The organism is Aquimarina pacifica (assembly GCF_000520955.1).
Classification (GTDB): Bacteria; Bacteroidota; Bacteroidia; order Flavobacteriales; family Flavobacteriaceae; genus Aquimarina; species Aquimarina pacifica.
Map to the genome: position 1 here is coordinate 80323 of NZ_JACC01000012.1, position 17890 is coordinate 98212.

At 33.9% G+C, this 17890-nt stretch carries 13 protein-coding genes; 12 read left to right on the plus strand and 1 reads right to left on the minus strand.

The window, feature by feature from the left end; translation table 11 throughout:
• The first annotated feature begins 640 nt into the window (after positions 1-640).
• From DZ60_RS0108555 to DZ60_RS0108610, 11 genes are all read left to right on the plus strand, one after another.
• Complete coding sequence (locus DZ60_RS0108555) at positions 641-1135, plus strand: RNA polymerase sigma factor (RefSeq protein WP_449500856.1); 495 nt, start codon at positions 641-643, stop codon at positions 1133-1135.
• 30 nt (positions 1136-1165) lie between these two features.
• Positions 1166-1705: a hypothetical protein gene (locus tag DZ60_RS0108560; RefSeq protein ID WP_025741675.1), complete on the plus strand. Its 540-nt coding sequence runs from the start codon at positions 1166-1168 to the stop codon at positions 1703-1705.
• A gap of 10 nt (positions 1706-1715) precedes the next feature.
• Entirely contained in the window at positions 1716-2168 is a 453-nt protein-coding gene (locus tag DZ60_RS0108565) for a hypothetical protein (protein WP_025741676.1), read from the plus strand.
• A gap of 255 nt (positions 2169-2423) precedes the next feature.
• Positions 2424-3647, plus strand: a complete 1224-nt coding sequence (locus tag DZ60_RS0108570; protein ID WP_025741677.1) for an RsmB/NOP family class I SAM-dependent RNA methyltransferase — start codon at positions 2424-2426, stop codon at positions 3645-3647.
• Between the two features lie 222 nt (positions 3648-3869).
• Positions 3870-7535: a phosphoribosylformylglycinamidine synthase gene (gene purL / locus DZ60_RS0108575; protein ID WP_025741678.1), complete on the plus strand. Its 3666-nt coding sequence runs from the start codon at positions 3870-3872 to the stop codon at positions 7533-7535.
• Between the two features lie 295 nt (positions 7536-7830).
• Positions 7831-9600, plus strand: a complete 1770-nt coding sequence (locus DZ60_RS0108580; RefSeq protein WP_025741679.1) for an AMP-dependent synthetase/ligase — start codon at positions 7831-7833, stop codon at positions 9598-9600.
• Between the two features lie 195 nt (positions 9601-9795).
• The gene (locus DZ60_RS0108590; RefSeq protein ID WP_025741680.1) at positions 9796-10251 is read left to right on the plus strand and encodes a MarR family winged helix-turn-helix transcriptional regulator; all 456 of its coding nucleotides are present in this window, start codon (positions 9796-9798) and stop codon (positions 10249-10251) included.
• 18 nt (positions 10252-10269) lie between these two features.
• The gene (locus DZ60_RS0108595; RefSeq protein ID WP_025741681.1) at positions 10270-12675 is read left to right on the plus strand and encodes a 3-hydroxyacyl-CoA dehydrogenase/enoyl-CoA hydratase family protein; all 2406 of its coding nucleotides are present in this window, start codon (positions 10270-10272) and stop codon (positions 12673-12675) included.
• 41 nt (positions 12676-12716) lie between these two features.
• Positions 12717-13097: a four helix bundle protein gene (locus tag DZ60_RS0108600; RefSeq protein ID WP_025741682.1), complete on the plus strand. Its 381-nt coding sequence runs from the start codon at positions 12717-12719 to the stop codon at positions 13095-13097.
• A gap of 15 nt (positions 13098-13112) precedes the next feature.
• On the plus strand, positions 13113-14303 hold the full coding sequence (locus DZ60_RS0108605; protein WP_025741683.1) for an acetyl-CoA C-acyltransferase: 1191 nt from the start codon (positions 13113-13115) through the stop codon (positions 14301-14303).
• 85 nt (positions 14304-14388) lie between these two features.
• Positions 14389-16197, plus strand: a complete 1809-nt coding sequence (locus DZ60_RS0108610) for an acyl-CoA dehydrogenase family protein (protein ID WP_025741684.1) — start codon at positions 14389-14391, stop codon at positions 16195-16197.
• 355 nt (positions 16198-16552) lie between these two features.
• Here DZ60_RS0108610 and DZ60_RS0108615 read toward each other — a convergent pair whose 3' ends face one another.
• Positions 16553-16747 carry a hypothetical protein gene (locus DZ60_RS0108615; RefSeq protein WP_025741685.1) on the minus strand — a complete coding sequence of 65 codons (195 nt, stop codon included), beginning with the start codon at positions 16745-16747 and terminating at the stop codon, positions 16553-16555.
• Between the two features lie 398 nt (positions 16748-17145).
• On the opposite strand from DZ60_RS0108615, the gene DZ60_RS0108620 reads away from it, so the two are divergent.
• A complete protein-coding gene (locus DZ60_RS0108620; RefSeq protein ID WP_025741686.1) occupies positions 17146-17874 on the plus strand; it encodes a LexA family transcriptional regulator in 729 nt (242 codons plus the stop codon).
• The last annotated feature ends 16 nt before the right edge of the window (positions 17875-17890 follow it).

The following is a 17890-nucleotide window of genomic DNA, read 5'->3' on the forward strand; positions in this document are numbered from 1 at the left end:
TAAAACAAAAAAGAGCGCTTTCGCACTCTTTTTCTTCACACAAATCATCTTAATTTAGGGGCTTATTCTAAAATTAAAACTCACTTTTTTTAAAATCTTATTCACCTTGGGGAAGGTGAAACAATTAAATCACAATCACATTTCGAATATAAAACACTTTTTGATATAAAACAAGAAAAAATGCACTTTATCCAAATAAAATTGTTTTTTAACGATTTTTTATATCGAATTTAGAAAAAAAACCTTAGCCAATTAAAACACTTTATATTCAAAATACACTTTAGAATTCTCTAATTTTGAACAGAGCATAATAAATTAGAAGATTTATTTCAAAATTAAAAGTCAATGTATTTAATCCCAACAATGACATGTCCCAAATTATAAACATAAATCGATAGAGAGAATCACTTAAACAACAAAAAATGTATTTAATCTGTCTTATATCTCTGGATATCTATGTTCATCTTACAAATTTATTTACACTACTTATTATATATACCCAAAAACCTTAATTAAACCTTTTTTATGTACATTAGTCATATAAAGGTATAATACTCCAAACTTGTAACTAAAACTTATTTGATTTTTGAACACTCAAGAAGAGAAGGACTTACTATTCGATTTACAATCTGGAAAAGATATTAATACGTCTTTCGGTAAGCTTGTATCCCTTTATAAAGAAAGATTATATTGGCACATACGTAATATGCTGAAAAACCATGAAGACACCAATGATGTGCTTCAAAATGTCTTTATCAAAATACATAAGAATATAAAGAATTTTAAAGGTGAAAGTAAGTTATATTCCTGGATGTATCGAATTGCAACAAATGAATCAATCACTTTTTTAAATAAAAAAGCAAAAAAACACAACATAAGTCTTGATGAATTAAATAACCAATTAGTTCGCAACCTCGAGGCCGATGTATACTATGATGGTGATCAAATGCAATTAAAATTACAAAAAGCTATTGCTACTTTACCTCAAAAACAACAACAGGTATTTAATATGAAGTATTTTCAGGAATTAAAATATCGAGAAATGTCAGAAATTTTAGAAACAAGTGAAGGAGCATTAAAAGCCTCATATCATATCGCAACTAAAAAAATAGAAGATTTTTTAAAAAACTATTAAACCTTTTTACATTTAAAACGTCATACTTAAGTGAAAGAAAACGATATACATAAAAGAAAATCAGGGTTTAAGGTCCCAAAAGACTATTTTGAGAATTTTGAAGATGAACTCTCAAAAAACACTGAATTCTATGCATCAAAGTCCGATAGTTATTTATCAAACATAAAATCAGATTCCGGTTTTCGGGTTCCAAAAGAATATTTTACCGATGTAGAAAAAAACATTCTTAAAAAAACAGATTCAGGAGTAACAAAAGGAAAACTTATAAATTTAAGAACAAATAAACGTGCTATTATCTATGTGTCTGGTATAGCAGCAATGATTGCCATACTATTCTCATTGAATATCAATTACAAGTCAACGCAAAATATTAATGATATTGATGTAGCAGAGCTTTATGGATATCTTACGGAAGAAACCTTAGTTCTAAATGAGGAAGATATATTATCGCTATTTGATGATAATATAACGTATTCAGAAGTTTTTGTAGATGATATGACTACCAATGAAGAACTAATGAATTACTTATCTGAAGAAGAGCTTGAGGACGAATTAATATTTACCGAATAAAATAAAACCTATGAAAAAAATACTGGTGCTTATTAGTTTTGTTTTTATTACAATAGGCGCATTCGCTCAAAATATGAGTGGTGCAAAAGAAAAAATAAAAGCATATAAAGTTGCTTATATTACAGAACATTTAAACTTAACCAGTTCTGAAGCAGAACGATTCTGGCCAATATATAATAAGCATCAAGAAATAATTAATAATTTCAAGAAACAAAGACGACAGATAATCAGAAGTCTAAAAGAAACTTCGCAAAACTCATCAGATCTTAGTAATGAAAGAGTAAGTGAGTTATTGAACAACTATCTAGACGCAGAGGAAAAGAAAAATGAATCCCAAGAAACATCAATTACTCAATTAAGAAAAATAATATCTGATAAAAAAGTGATACAATTGATCAAAATAGAATCCGATTTTAATAAGAGAATACTAGATAAAATAAGAGAACGAAAAAGAAATAATTGATTCTTTATCTATTATTTATAAAATGAAGCCTATTTCTTAGAATAAAATGCCAATGGTATGTTCTTACAACTATAAGGAATAGTATACATCAAAACATTTTTTTACTGAATAGGTTGTACTACATCAAAAGTAAAACATACCGTCAGAAACTAATGATAAGTATGTTAGTTCTTTTTACACTTAATAAATTACCATCAAATGCAATGCTAATTGGCTTCAAAGACATACCTTTGCAGACCTTAAAAAAACAGCCTAATGCGTTTACACAGAAATCTGGTTTTTGCAGTTATAGATGGACTGCATGAAATATTTAATGAAGAAGCATATGCCGATAAGGTAGTTCAAAAACTACTGAAACGAGATAAAAGATGGGGTTCTCGTGATCGGGGTTTTGTTGCAGAAACTATTTATGAGATCGTACGTTGGAAACGTCTATACGCAGAGATTGGCGAAGTAGCAGCTCCTTTCTCTAGAGATAATCTATGGCGAATATTTGCAGTATGGGCCACATTAAGAGGAATTACGCTCCCTGACTGGAAACAAATCGCCCCTACTCCAACTAGACGTATCAAAGGTAAATTTGATGAGCTCAGCAAAATAAGAAAGTTTCGAGAATCTATACCGGACTGGATAGACGAGATAGGAAAAGAAGAATTGGGAAAAAAGTGGGATCAGGAAATAAGTGCACTAAATACACAAGCACCTGTCGTTTTAAGAGCTAATTCTTTAAAAACTACCAAAGAGACTCTAAGAAGTCTTCTCGAAGACGAAAATATTGACACCGAATTTGTTAAAGGGTATCCATCTGCGGTACAACTTACAGAAAGAACCAATGTATTCTCAACAGAAGTGTTCAAAAAAGGCTTTTTTGAAGTACAAGACGCATCTTCTCAGCTAGTCGCAGATTTCTTAGACATTAAACCTGGGCAACGTGTAGTAGATACATGTGCAGGTGCAGGAGGAAAAACGTTACACCTTGCTGCCCTAATGCAAAACAAAGGGCAAATTATTGCAATGGATATCTATAGCAATAAATTAAAAGAATTAAAAAGAAGAGCTCGTCGAGCAGGAGCTCATAATATAGAACCTCGAGTAATCGAGAGTACAAAAGACATTAAAAAACTACACAACAAAGCAGATCGTGTTCTTATTGATGCTCCTTGCAGTGGTTTGGGTATATTAAGGCGTAATCCAGACGCTAAATGGAAATTACGTCCTGAATTTCTTGAGACCATAAAACGTACTCAATCTGAAATTTTAGAAAACTATTCGAAAATGGTAAAGCCAGGAGGAAAATTAGTATATGCAACTTGCTCTATCTTACCCTCAGAAAATCAAGAACAGGTAAAAAAATTCTTGAACACAGAGGTAGGAAAAGATTTCACCTTTTTAAAAGACAAAAAAATCCTTTCGCATGAGTCAGGTTATGATGGTTTTTACATGGCATTATTAGAAAAAAAACAGCACCAAGGCACATAATTCAGGATTAAAATACTGAGCTTTTCTTGACTGAGCATGTATACTATGTTGTCATACTTTATCTGTAACCCATTATTGTTAAAATTAAGTGAATAACTATCAAACCGAATACGTAGTTTTATGCAAAAAATTATACAGAAAAACAGTAGATTTGCAGGGTATTATATCTGATGTCAAATTTTGGCATATACCTATTAATTAACTATAACAAACAATCGAAGTATGATTCTTTTCTTCGGAAACCAAAACGAGAAAGTATTTGCCGTTCAAACAAACGCTGAAATCTCAGCAGAAAATATAAAAAAACTCATTTGGTTATTTGGTAGTACACCAAAAATAAGTGGGGCGTCGATTGACGCTTTTTTTGTTGGTCCACGATCCGCAATGATCACTCCATGGAGTACAAATGCCGTAGAGATTACTCAAAATATGGGTATTACTGGAATAATGAGAATTGAAGAATTTCAATCCGTTTCTAAAGATCATACTAGTTTTGATCCTATGCTATCACAAAAATATGAAAAGCTAGATCAAAATATATACACTATAGATATTCAGCCAGAACCAATTGTACAAATTGAAGATATTGCAGCATATAATGCTACTGAAGGTCTTGCTCTGAATAAAGAAGAAATAGAGTATTTAGAAAGTGTTAGTATAAAAATCGGACGAAAACTTACTGACTCTGAAGTATTCGGCTTTTCTCAGGTTAACTCTGAGCATTGTCGTCATAAAATTTTTAATGGTACTTTTGTTATTGATGGACAGGAACAACCTGTATCTCTTTTTAAGCTTATCAAAAAAACATCAGAAGAAAACCCTAACGGTATCATTTCTGCCTACAAAGACAATGTTGCTTTCGTTAAAGGCCCAGAAGTAACACAATTTGCTCCTAAAACAGCAGATAAGCCAGACTTTTATGAAGAAACTGCATTCAATAGCGTTATTTCCTTAAAAGCAGAAACTCATAATTTTCCTACTACAGTAGAACCTTTTAATGGAGCAGCTACTGGTTCTGGAGGAGAAATCAGAGATAGACTTGCCGGAGGTAAAGGCTCTTTACCACTTGCAGGAACAGCTGTTTATATGACTTCCTATTCGAGACTAGAAGAAAATCGTCCTTGGGAACAAGGAATGCAGGAAAGAAAATGGCTGTACCAGACACCAATGGATATTTTAATCAAAGCATCCAATGGCGCTTCGGATTTTGGCAATAAATTTGGGCAACCACTAATTACAGGATCTGTACTTACTTTTGAACACGAAGAAGACGCAAGAAAACTTGGTTTTGATAAAGTAATAATGCAAGCAGGAGGAATAGGATATGGTAAGGTTGAACAAGCAATCAAAGCACAACCTAAATCAGGTGATAAAATCGTTATCCTAGGAGGAGAAAACTACAGGATTGGTATGGGAGGAGCTGCAGTGTCCTCTGCCGATACAGGAGAATTTAGCAGTGGCATTGAACTAAATGCTATACAAAGATCTAATCCAGAAATGCAAAAACGTGCTGCGAATGCTATTCGCGGTATGGTTGAAAGTAAAGAAAATACCATCGTATCAATACATGACCACGGTGCAGGTGGGCATCTTAATTGTCTTTCTGAACTAGTAGAAGAAACAGGAGGTAAAATTGACCTAGATAAATTACCCGTAGGTGACCCGACACTATCAGCCAAAGAAATTATAGGAAATGAATCTCAGGAAAGAATGGGACTTGTTATAGGTAAAAAAGATATCGACACCCTACAACGTATTGCAGAAAGAGAGCGTTCTCCCATCTATCAGGTAGGAGATGTAACAGGAGATAACAGATTTACCTTCAAATCTAATACCAAAGGGGATACTCCTATGGATTTGGCCTTAGAAGACATGTTTGGCAGTTCTCCTAAGACAATAATGACTGATAAAACTGTAAAACGTAATTATACAGAAATATCATACGTACAGAGCAGTTTCTCCTCATATTTAGCCCAAGTTTTGCAACTTGAAGCTGTAGGATGCAAAGATTGGCTCACAAACAAGGTAGATAGATGTGTCGGAGGTAAAGTGGCAAAACAACAATGTGTTGGAGCTTTACAACTACCTCTCAACAATTGTGGAGTAATGGCACTAGATTATACAAGTAATCATGGAGTTGCTACAAGTATTGGGCATTCCCCAATTTCAGGACTGATAAACCCAGAAGCGGGAAGTAGAAATTCTATTGCAGAAGCGCTTACCAACATTGTGTGGGCTCCATTAGAAGATGGACTGCAGTCTATTTCATTATCTGCAAACTGGATGTGGCCATGCAAAAATGAAGGAGAAGACGCAAGGTTATATCAAGCAGTAAAAGCAATATCCGAATTTGCAATTGATCTTGGTATAAATGTTCCAACCGGAAAGGATTCTTTATCAATGAAGCAAAAGTATCCTAATGAAGAGGTTACATCTCCGGGGACTGTTGTTATTTCTGCAGCTGCACATTGTAATAACATTAGCAAAGTAATAGAACCTGTATTACAAAAAAAAGGAGGAGATATCTACTATATAAATATGTCAAATGACACTCATAAATTAGGAGGTTCTTCTTTTTCACAAATTATGAATACATTGGGTTCTGAAACCCCCAACATTAAGAATACATCAGAATTCAAAAAAACATTCAATGTTATACAGGATTTAATTGGTCAGGATAAAATTATTGCAGGACATGATGTTGCTTCTGGCGGACTTATTACCACATTATTAGAACTATGTTTTGCTGACACCAATTTAGGAGCACAGTTAGACCTAAGTAGTATAGGTGAATCAGATACTATTAAATTATTATTTTCAGAAAATTCAGGAATCGTTTTTCAAAGCGCACTCGATGCTAATGTAGAAGAAATTTTACAAAAAAATGAAATAAAATTTTATAATATAGGTCGTGCAGAAGATGGTAATATCCTAAAAATAAAGAATAAAGAGAATTCTTTCTCTCTTTCGATTGAAGAATATCGTTCACTATGGTATAAAACCTCTTTCTTATTAGATCAAAAACAAACTGCTAATAATTTAGCGAAAGCCCGATACCAAAATTATGTCAATCAGCCCTTACGCTACAAATTCCCCGATCATTTTACAGGAATAAAACCTGCTGTCAAAAAAGATGTAAATAAACCAAAAGCAGCGATCATAAGAGAAAAAGGAAGCAACTCTGAAAGAGAAATGGCTCATGCAATGTATCTGGCTGGTTTTGATGTTAAAGATGTACATATGACTGATTTAATTTCTGGAAGAGAAACCCTAGAAGATATTCAATTTATAGGTGCTGTCGGAGGTTTCTCTAATAGTGATGTTTTAGGTTCTGCCAAAGGATGGGCGGGTGCATTTTTATACAATGAAAAAGCAAACATCGCATTAAAAAAATTCTTTGAACGAGAAGATACGCTATCTTTAGGTATTTGTAATGGATGCCAATTGTTTATGGAACTAGAAATAATCAATCCTGAACATAAGGTACACGGAAAACTTCATCACAATGATTCGATGAAACATGAAAGTAACTTTACTTCGGTAAAAATTCAAGAAAACAACTCTGTAATGCTATCTACTTTAGCAGGAAGCACATTAGGAGTTTGGATTTCTCATGGTGAAGGCAAATTTAATCTACCTTTATCAGAAGATCAATATAATATTGTTGCAAAATATGGATACGACACCTACCCTGCAAATCCAAATGGATCTGATTACAATACCGCAATGTTGACAGATAAAACCGGACGTCATTTGGTAATGATGCCACATATCGAACGATCCATTTTTCAATGGAATTGGGCCAATTACCCCGCCAATAGGCAAGATGAAATTTCTCCTTGGATTGAAGCATTCGTTAATGCAAAAGAATGGCTAAAGGATAAATAATACACCGAAAATCTTAAAAACACTAATTAGGATAATTCTATAACTACTTATAAATCAAGAGTAGCTAAGGTAAATTAATGAGATATTAGCAACAAAAACGTAAAATATTGTCAAGTTCATAAAAAAAAACAGGTTTTTTTTTCATATATTACCCTTGCGAATTATGATATTTTTTTTAATTTGCGAAGCTATGCGTGCATAATAATTTTTTTTCTAAGATTATTTTAAGTGTAATGCATCTTGTTTTTAGACATTATGATTTTAAATAACTAAGAAAACTATCCTAAAACAGCTTATGACAACAATTACTAGATTATTTGATTTTCCACATTACCAGCTAGAAAAGTTCAATTTAGAAAAGTCTTTGATAACAAAATATGATGGAAAATGGACTGCTACTTCAACAAAAGAATATGTAGAAAAAGCAAATAAAATAAGTAGGGGGTTATTACGATTGGGGGTTAAACCCAACGATAAAATAGCCATAATCTCTAGTAATAATAGAACTGAATGGAATATTACGGATATTGGTGTGCTTCAGATAGGCGCCCAAGACGTACCTATTTACCCTACAATCTCTCAAGAAGACTACGAATATGTATTGAATCATTCGGGAGCAACTTATTGCTTCGTATCTGATGATGAAGTATATCAAAAAGTCAAAAACATACAGAAAAATACATCTTTAAAAGAAGTCTATTCATTTAATTCTATAGAAGGTTGTAAAAACTGGACTGAAGTATTAGAATTAGGAAATGATGATAGTAACCAAAATGAAGTAGAAACCCTAATGGCTTCTGTAAAAGAAGATGATTTAGCTACACTTATATATACATCTGGTACTACTGGAAAACCTAAAGGAGTGATGCTTAGTCACAAAAATATTGTAAGTAATGCATTAAACTCTTACACTCGGTTTCCAATACCAGAAGGCGAAGTGAAATCTTTAAGCTTTTTACCCGTATGCCATATTTATGAAAGAATGCTCATGTATTTCTATCAGTACGCAGGTATAAGTATTTATTTTGCTGAATCCTTAGAAACCATAAGTGACAACTTAAAGGAGATAAAACCTGAAATAATGACAGCTGTACCTCGATTACTTGAAAAGGTATATGATAAGATTATTGCAAAAGGAGCAGATTTAACAGGTATTAAAAAGAAACTTTTTTTCTGGGCTGTAGATTTAGGTCTTCAATACCAACCCTATGGTGCCAATGGGTGGTTTTATGAAAAAAAGCTTGGTCTTGCAAAAAAACTCATATTTAGTAAATGGCAAGAAGCTCTAGGAGGTAACCTAAAGGTAATAGCATCAGGAAGCGCTGCGCTACAACCCAGACTTGCAAGAGTATTTAATGCCGCAGGAATTGGTGTTATGGAAGGATACGGTCTTACAGAAACTTCTCCTGTGATATCTGTGAATGATGTTAGAAACAAAGGATTTAAAATTGGTACCGTAGGAAAGCTTATCCCAGAGACAGAAGTAAAAATTGCCGATGATGGCGAAATTCTTGTCAAAGGACCTCAAGTAATGCTTGGGTACTATAAAGATGAAGCCAAAACCAACGAAGTATTAAAAAACGGATATTTTCATACAGGAGATATCGGAGAAATTGATAGTGAAGGTTTTCTGAAAATTACTGATCGTAAAAAAGAGATGTTTAAAACATCAGGTGGAAAATACGTTGCCCCACAGTTGATAGAGAACGCTATGAAACAATCTCGCTTTATCGAACAAATAATGGTGGTAGGTGAAGGAGAAAAAATGCCTGCAGCATTCGTACAACCAAATTTTGAGTTTGTAAAAGAATGGGCAGAACGTAAAAATATTCAAATCGGTAATTCGGTAGAAGAAATGATCAGTAATCAAACAGTTATAGATCGTTTCCAAGAAGAAATAGACGAGCACAATAAAAAATTCGGAAAATGGGAACAGGTAAAAAGATTCGAACTTACTCCAGAAGAATGGAGCATCGAATTAGGACACCTCACTCCTACTATGAAACTTAGAAGAAAAATAATAAAAGAAAAGTATAAAGCACTATATTTGAAAATTTACGGCTAATTCAATTCACTGATTACAGCACTATACGTGCACAAGCTCAACTATTAATCAGTAAACTCCCCAATTTTTGGGGAGTTTTTTTATTAATTCAATAGAAAAACGTAAATTACTTACACTTTTCTCATTTTTTTTATTTTTTTTATTATGCATGCATAATAAATTTTCTTATCTTTACGAGAATATTAATCATTTTAAATGAGAGAGAAGACAATAGATTACGTGTTACGCGCTACCTGGATGGCGGTAACCAAGATGTATAATGAAGAAGCAGGCAAAAAAGGCAGCACAATGTCTACTGGTTTTGCCTTACTAAGCATTGATCCAGAAAACGGAACACCCTCTACCTCATTGGGTCCTAAAATGGGCATGGAAGCTACAAGTCTATCCAGAACGCTAAAAGCGATGGAAGAAAAAGGACTGATCTTCAGAAAGAAAAACCCTCAGGATGGCCGCGGAGTTTTAATTCACTTAACCCCATTTGGCAAAGAAATGAGGAATTTTTCAAGAGAGGTCGTTTTTACATTTGACAATGTGGTGCGAAAAAATATTCCTAAAGAAAAGTTAGATACTTTTTTAGAAGTTTTTCAAATCATAAATGACTTAATAGCGTCAAAGAAAATTTATTCGAATCAAGAATCTATATCATCTTAATATAACCAAAAGTTAAAAATGAAAAGAACCATTAGAAAAGTTGCGGTTGTCGGGTCAGGAATTATGGGATCCGGTATCGCATGTCATTTTGCTAATATTGGTGTCGAAGTGCTACTATTAGACATCGTTCCCCGAGAACTAAATGATAAAGAAAAAGCAAAAGGCCTTACCCTCGACAATAAAGTAGTCCGCAATCGATTAGTAAACGATTCACTTAAAGCGGCTTTAAAATCTAAACCTTCTCCTATTTACAATCAAAAATTTGCCAATCGAATCTCTACAGGTAACTTAGAAGATGATATTCATAAAGTGGCTGATGTAGATTGGATTATCGAAGTTGTTGTTGAAAGACTTGATATCAAAAAAATAGTCTTCGAAAACTTAGAAAAACATAGAACGCCTGGTACATTAATTACATCAAATACATCGGGTATCCCTATAAAATTTATGAACGAAGGTAGAAGTGAAGATTTTCAAAAACACTTCTGCGGAACACATTTTTTTAACCCGGCTCGGTATTTAAAATTGTTTGAGATTATCCCTGGCCCAAATACTTCTAATGAAGTTCTAGATTTCCTTAATGGTTACGGAGAACAATTTTTAGGAAAAACCTCGGTCATTGCCAAAGACACTCCGGCATTTATAGGAAATAGAGTGGGTATTTTCAGTATTATGAGTCTTTTTCATATGGTGAAAGACATGGGATTAACTATAGAAGAAGTAGATAAGCTTACCGGACCTGTTATCGGAAGACCAAAATCAGCAACATTTCGTACCGTAGATGTTGTAGGTCTTGATACCTTGGTTCATGTAGCAAATGGTATTGCTGAGAACTGTAAGGAAGATGAACGTCACGAACTTTTCAAACTGCCTGATTTTATCAACACAATGATGGAAAACAAGTGGTTGGGAAGCAAAACAAAACAAGGATTTTATAAGAAAAATGTAAGTGCAGAAGGTAAAAAAGAAATCCTTTCTTTGGATCTTGATTCATTAGCATATAGAGAAAAGAAAAGAGCCTCGTTCCCTACTCTCGAAATGACAAAAACTATCGACAAAGTAGTTGATCGTTTTAAAGTATTGGTAGCAGGAAAAGACAAAGCTGGCGAATTCTACAGAAAGAATTTCTCGGCTTTATTTACATACGTATCAAATCGTATTCCTGAAATAACAGACGATCTCTACAAGATTGATGACGCGATGAAGGCCGGTTTTGGTTGGGAACATGGACCTTTCCAAATTTGGGATGCCATAGGCGTAGAAAAAGGAATTGAAATAATGAAATCAGAAGGATATGAACCTGCTGCTTGGGTAAACGATATGATTGCTTCAGGAAGCACTTCATTTTATACCGTGCAGGATGGCGCAACATTTTTCTACGATATTCCGCAAAAGAAGCAAATAAAAATACCCGGACAAGATGCGTTTATTATTCTTGATAACATCCGTAAATCAAATGAGGTATTCAAAAATAGCGGTGTTGTTGTAGAGGATCTTGGCGACGGAATTCTTAATGTAGAATTTCAGAGTAAAATGAATACTATTGGTGGTGATGTTCTATCTGGATTAAATAAAGCAATTGATATTGCAGAAAAAGATTTTCAAGGATTAGTTGTTGGTAATCAAGGTGCTAATTTTTCTGTAGGTGCTAACATTGGTATGATCTTTATGATGGCGGTAGAACAGGAATATGATGAGCTTAATATGGCTATTAAATATTTCCAAGATTCTATGATGCGCATGCGTTATTCATCAATACCTACTGTAGCCGCTCCCCATGGCATGACACTTGGTGGTGGATGCGAATTATCGCTTCATGCAGATAAAGTTGTTGCAGCAGCAGAAACCTATATGGGGTTAGTAGAGTTCGGTGTAGGTGTAATACCAGGTGGTGGCGGATCAAAAGAAATGGCTCTAAGAGCCTCTGATCTTTTTAAGAAAGACGATGTAGAGCTTAATATACTACAAGAGCACTTCCTAACCATTGGTATGGCCAAAGTTTCTACCTCGGCTTACGAAGCCTTTGACACCAACCTACTACAAAAAGGAAAAGATATAGTTATAGTCAATAAGGACCGCCAAATAGCCACGGCCAAAGCACATGCAAAATTGATTGCTGATCAAGGATATACACAACCTATGCGTCGTAAAGATGTAAAAGTATTAGGAAAACAAGCACTAGGAATGTTTTTAGTAGGAACCGATTCTATGGAAGCTAGTAAGTACATATCAGAGCACGATCATAAAATTGCTAATAAGCTTGGATATGTAATGGCAGGAGGCGATCTCTCTGAGCCCACTTTGGTAACAGAACAATATTTACTAGACCTAGAACGTGAAGCCTTTTTATCGTTATGTACAGAACGTAAGACATTAGAACGTATTGAACATATGCTTAAAAAAGGGAAACCGCTAAGAAACTAAAATATTGAGAATTTAGTATTAAGTACTTAGATAATAATAAGATGCATAAAGTTGAAGATTTAACAATTTGGAGAATGTCAATTGATTTGGCTAAACTTGTTTATCAACTTACTAGTGCTCTTCCTTCTAATGAAAAATACGGATTGATTTCTCAAATAAATCGTAGCGCTATTTCTATTTCTTCAAATATCGCCGAAGGTGCAGGAAGAAATTCTAATAAAGAATTTAAACATTTTTTGAGTATTGCTAATGGATCAGCTTATGAACTTCAAACACTTCTGATACTAACAATAGAACTTAATCTCCTAACAGAGGAAAAAGTAAAACCTAGTATTCAATTCGTCACTGAAATTCAAAAAATGAATTATTCATTACAAAGAAGTATTGAGAAAAAAATCTCAGTACCCAATACTAAAATCTAAAATCTATTTTTCAAAATGAAAACAGCATATATAGTAAAAGCATATAGAACAGCCGTAGGAAAGGCTCCACGTGGAGTGTTCAGATTTAAAAGAACCGATGAATTGGCAGCAGAGACAATTCAACATATGATGAAAGAGTTACCACAACTAGATAAAGATCGCATTGATGATGTTATTGTTGGTAATGCAATGCCAGAAGGGGCACAAGGACTAAATATGGCACGTTTAATCTCATTAATGGGGTTAAACTCTATCGATGTCCCAGGAGTTACAGTAAATAGATTTTGTTCCTCGGGTATAGAAACTATTGGTATTGCAACAGCAAAAATTCAATCCGGAATGGCCGATTGTATTATTGCTGGTGGTGCAGAAAGTATGAGCTCTGTTCCTATGACAGGTTACAAAACAGAATTAAACTATGATTTAGCCAAAGCGGGACATGAAGATTACTATTGGGGAATGGGTAATACAGCAGAAGCTGTTGCTAACCAATTTAATGTTTCTCGAGAAGATCAGGATGAGTTCGCTTATAATTCACATATGAAAGCATTAAAAGCACTAGCAGAAGATCGCTTTCAAGATCAAATAGTTCCTATTAATGTAGATCAGGTTTATGTTGATGAAAATGGTAAAAAAGCATCCAAATCATACACAGTTAATAAAGATGAAGGCCCGAGAGCAGGAACATCAAAAGAGGTCCTTGGCAAATTAAGACCCGTTTTTGCTGCCAACGGTAGTGTAACTGCGGGTAATTCTTCACAAATGAGTGATGGTGCAGCTTTTGTAATGATTATGAGTGAAGAAATGGTTAAAGAATTAAACCTAGAACCTATTGCCCGACTAGTGAATTATGCCGCAGCCGGTGTAGAGCCAAGAATTATGGGAATTGGTCCTGTTAAAGCCATACCAAAAGCACTGAAACAAGCAGGATTGAAACAAGATGATATCGAGTTGATAGAACTTAATGAGGCTTTTGCATCACAATCCCTAGCAGTAATGAGAGAACTTAATATAAATCAGGATATCGTAAATGTTAATGGCGGTGCTATTGCTTTAGGGCATCCGCTTGGCTGTACAGGTGCAAAATTATCGGTACAACTCTTTGATGAAATGCGTAAGCGAAACATGAAAGGAAAATACGGTATGGTAACTATGTGCGTAGGTACAGGACAAGGAGCTGCTGGGATATATGAATTTTTAAACTAAGTAGAATAGAGATACAAAACCTGAGTATAAAGTACACCTACTTTATATTTTATACTCAATATGAATTATTAAAATCGGATAAAAAATGAGCGAAACAATAAACAAAGACATTCTGAGAGGAGGACAATTCCTTGTCAAAGAAACGAAATGCGAAGATGTATTTACTCCAGAAGATTTTTCTGAGGAGCAAAAAATGATGCGAGATAGTGCAAAAGAATTTGTAGATCGTGAACTATGGGCACATTGGGAACGGTTTGAAAACAAAGATTATGCCTATACAGAAGAGTGCATGCGTAAAGCAGGTGAACTAGGATTACTTGGAGTTTCTGTACCAGAAGCTTATGAAGGTCTTGGGATGGGGTTTGTTTCAACCATGTTAGTTTGTGATTATATATCCGGTGCCACAGGATCTTTTAGTACTGCCTTCGGAGCACATACAGGTATTGGTACTATGCCAATTACACTTTACGGAAACGAGGAACAAAAACAAAAGTACGTTCCTAAGTTAGCTACAGGAGAATGGTTCGGTGCCTATTGTTTGACAGAGCCGGGTGCAGGTTCTGATGCCAATTCGGGTAAAACAAAAGCAGTATTATCTGACGATGGTAAAAACTATCTGATTTCTGGTCAAAAAATGTGGATATCTAATGCTGGTTTTTGTAGTGTGTTTATCGTCTTTGCAAGAATAGAGGATGATAAAAATATTACTGGATTTATTGTAGAAAATGACCCCTCTAATGGGATTACATTAGGAGATGAAGAGAAAAAATTAGGAATTCACTCTTCTTCTACTCGTCAGGTATTTTTTAGTGATACCAAAGTACCAGTAGAAAATATGTTATCAGAGAGAGGTAATGGGTTTAAGATTGCCATGAATGCTCTTAATGTTGGTCGTATCAAATTAGCTGCTGCTTGTCTAGATGCACAACGTAGAGTTATTGGTGAAGCTACAAAGTATGCTAATGAGCGTATTCAGTTCAAAACACCTATCATGAACTTTGGTGCTATCAAAGCCAAAATAGCTGATATGGCAACCAATACATACGCAGATGAGTCTGCTAGTTATCGTGCGGCAAAAAATATTGAAGATAGAATTACAATTCGTCAAGCAGAAGGCAACTCTCATCAGGAAGCAGAACTTAAAGGGGTTGAGGAATATGCAATCGAATGTTCTATCCTAAAAGTAGCTGTATCAGAAGATGTTCAAAATACTTCCGACGAAGGTTTGCAAATCTTTGGTGGTATGGGATTCTCTGCAGATACCCCGATGGAGTCTGCCTGGAGAGATGCTCGTATAGCAAGAATATATGAAGGTACAAATGAAATCAACAGAATGTTAGCGGTAGGAATGCTAATAAAAAAGGCAATGAAAGGACATGTAGACCTTCTGGGGCCTGCAATGAAAGTTGCCGATGAACTTACTGGTATTCCTTCTTTTGATACCCCTGACTATTCGGTATTATTTTCTGAAGAAAAAGAAGTGATCGCAAAAATGAAGAAAGTGTTTCTTATGGTTGCAGGAGCTGCTATGCAAAAATTCGGAGCAAAGTTAGAAGAACATCAACAATTATTGATGGCCGCTTCTGACATTCTTATAGAGATTTACATGGCCGAATCTACTATTCTTCGTACAGAGAAAAATGCAAAACGTTTTGGTGAAGACTCTCAAGAAACGCAAATAGCAATGTCACAATTGTATTTATATAATGCCATTGATATCGTTATCAAAAAAGGAAAAGAAGCTATTGTTTCTTTTGCTGAAGGAGATGAGCAACGTATGATGCTAATGGGACTGAAACGTTTTACCAAATATGCTAACCAGCCCAATGTTGTAGCATTAAGAACTAAAATTGCAGATAAAGTAGCTGCAGAAAATGGATACTGCTTTTCATAAGCAACATTGCCATCCCTGAGGCTTTAAATCAGGGAATTGTTTGATTTTGATTTAAGACACCACTTTTCTACCTAAGAAAAGTGGTTTTTTATTTCCAAAAAAGACATACACCAAAAGAGTTATTAGGATGAATCATTTAACAACTAATATGATATTTAAATAGCCTATTCTGATACTCCCAAATACTCTTTTTCTCCTTTCCCTATATTGCTTCATCACTTATACAAATAGTTTTCAATACGTTACAATTATATATATCATACAATCAAAGAATAAAAAATAAAAGCTTGGTAATTTATTATGAAATCACATGACATAAAACTAGAGCATAAGAAAACATATTACTTTATCTATTCTATGCACATACCAAATTAGAATGTTCCGGCATCCCTAAATACGATATGATCATTTCTATTTGTTTGGGTGTATAACAACGAGAACGATATTCACCTATTTTGTTTTCAAAAGGCCTAACCCAATTGGCAAATGTTTTGTCGGTAACAGCGTATGCTTGAGCAATTGTTTTTTTTGACGTTGACTTGTATTTCATAGAGTTTTTGGTTTTAAAAAGTTTATGAATAAAGATTAATATCTGTGATTGTTGCCTTTTTTATACATACGGCAATATGTTGTAATTTTATATTTTGTTTCTTTTACTACTTTTTTTTTAATGTGTAATGTATCTAATCAGTGTAAAACCATTTTTGAACAATTAAAGATTCAAAATTTTCAACTTACACATACCATTATTATATATTCTCTTCTATCATCTACTGTTATATATAGTTAAAAAAGAATTTTGTTTATTTTTTTGTATCTTTGAATCAAATACAAAACAAATATAGTACAAAATAATAAACAAAACAACATTAAAGTTTACTATATTGAACTATTTAATTTATTTTTTTGAATTTCAAATAATTAGATTCAAAATTTTAACTCTCGCATATGGACCTACAGAAAATCAAAGAAGTAGCAGATCAAAAAGGTAAACTTATTAAGGATTTAATAGAAAGTACGGGTATTAAGAAAGGGACTCTCTTTAATTACATGAAAGGCAAAACCCCAATAACACTCGAAGCCTTTCTTAAAATATCCAATGTTTTAGAAGTGACTCCTTTCGAACTTTTAGAAAAAGTTCAAAATATTAAACTTGATACTACCGCTAGTCAATTATTACAAAATATAGAATCAAAGCGAAATACCAATACTATCAATCCTCATAATGTAAACGTAATGATGATCCCTTTAATAAATCAATATGCCTATGCAGGATATCTAAATAGTTTTACTGACACTACTTATATAGAGGACCTACCAAAAATGCCATACCTAGCAGATAGAGAATACAAAGGTAATTATGTGTTTTTTGAAGTAAAAGGAGATTCTATGGACAATGAGAGTTATGAAAGCTATCTAGAAAGCGACCTTATTCTATGTCGAGAGGTGCGACAAGACTTTTGGAGCAGTAAATTACATATTAATAAATGGGATTTTGTAATTGTACACAAAACAGAAGGGATATTACTAAAGAGAATATCAAATCACAATGTAGAACAAGGGATACTTACATTACATTCATTAAATAATTATTACAATGATTTTGAGGTACACCTCAAAGATGTTGCAAAAATATTCAATGTTGTTGATGTACGAAGACACCGAAACCGGAGATAATTCTGACCCTTTTTAC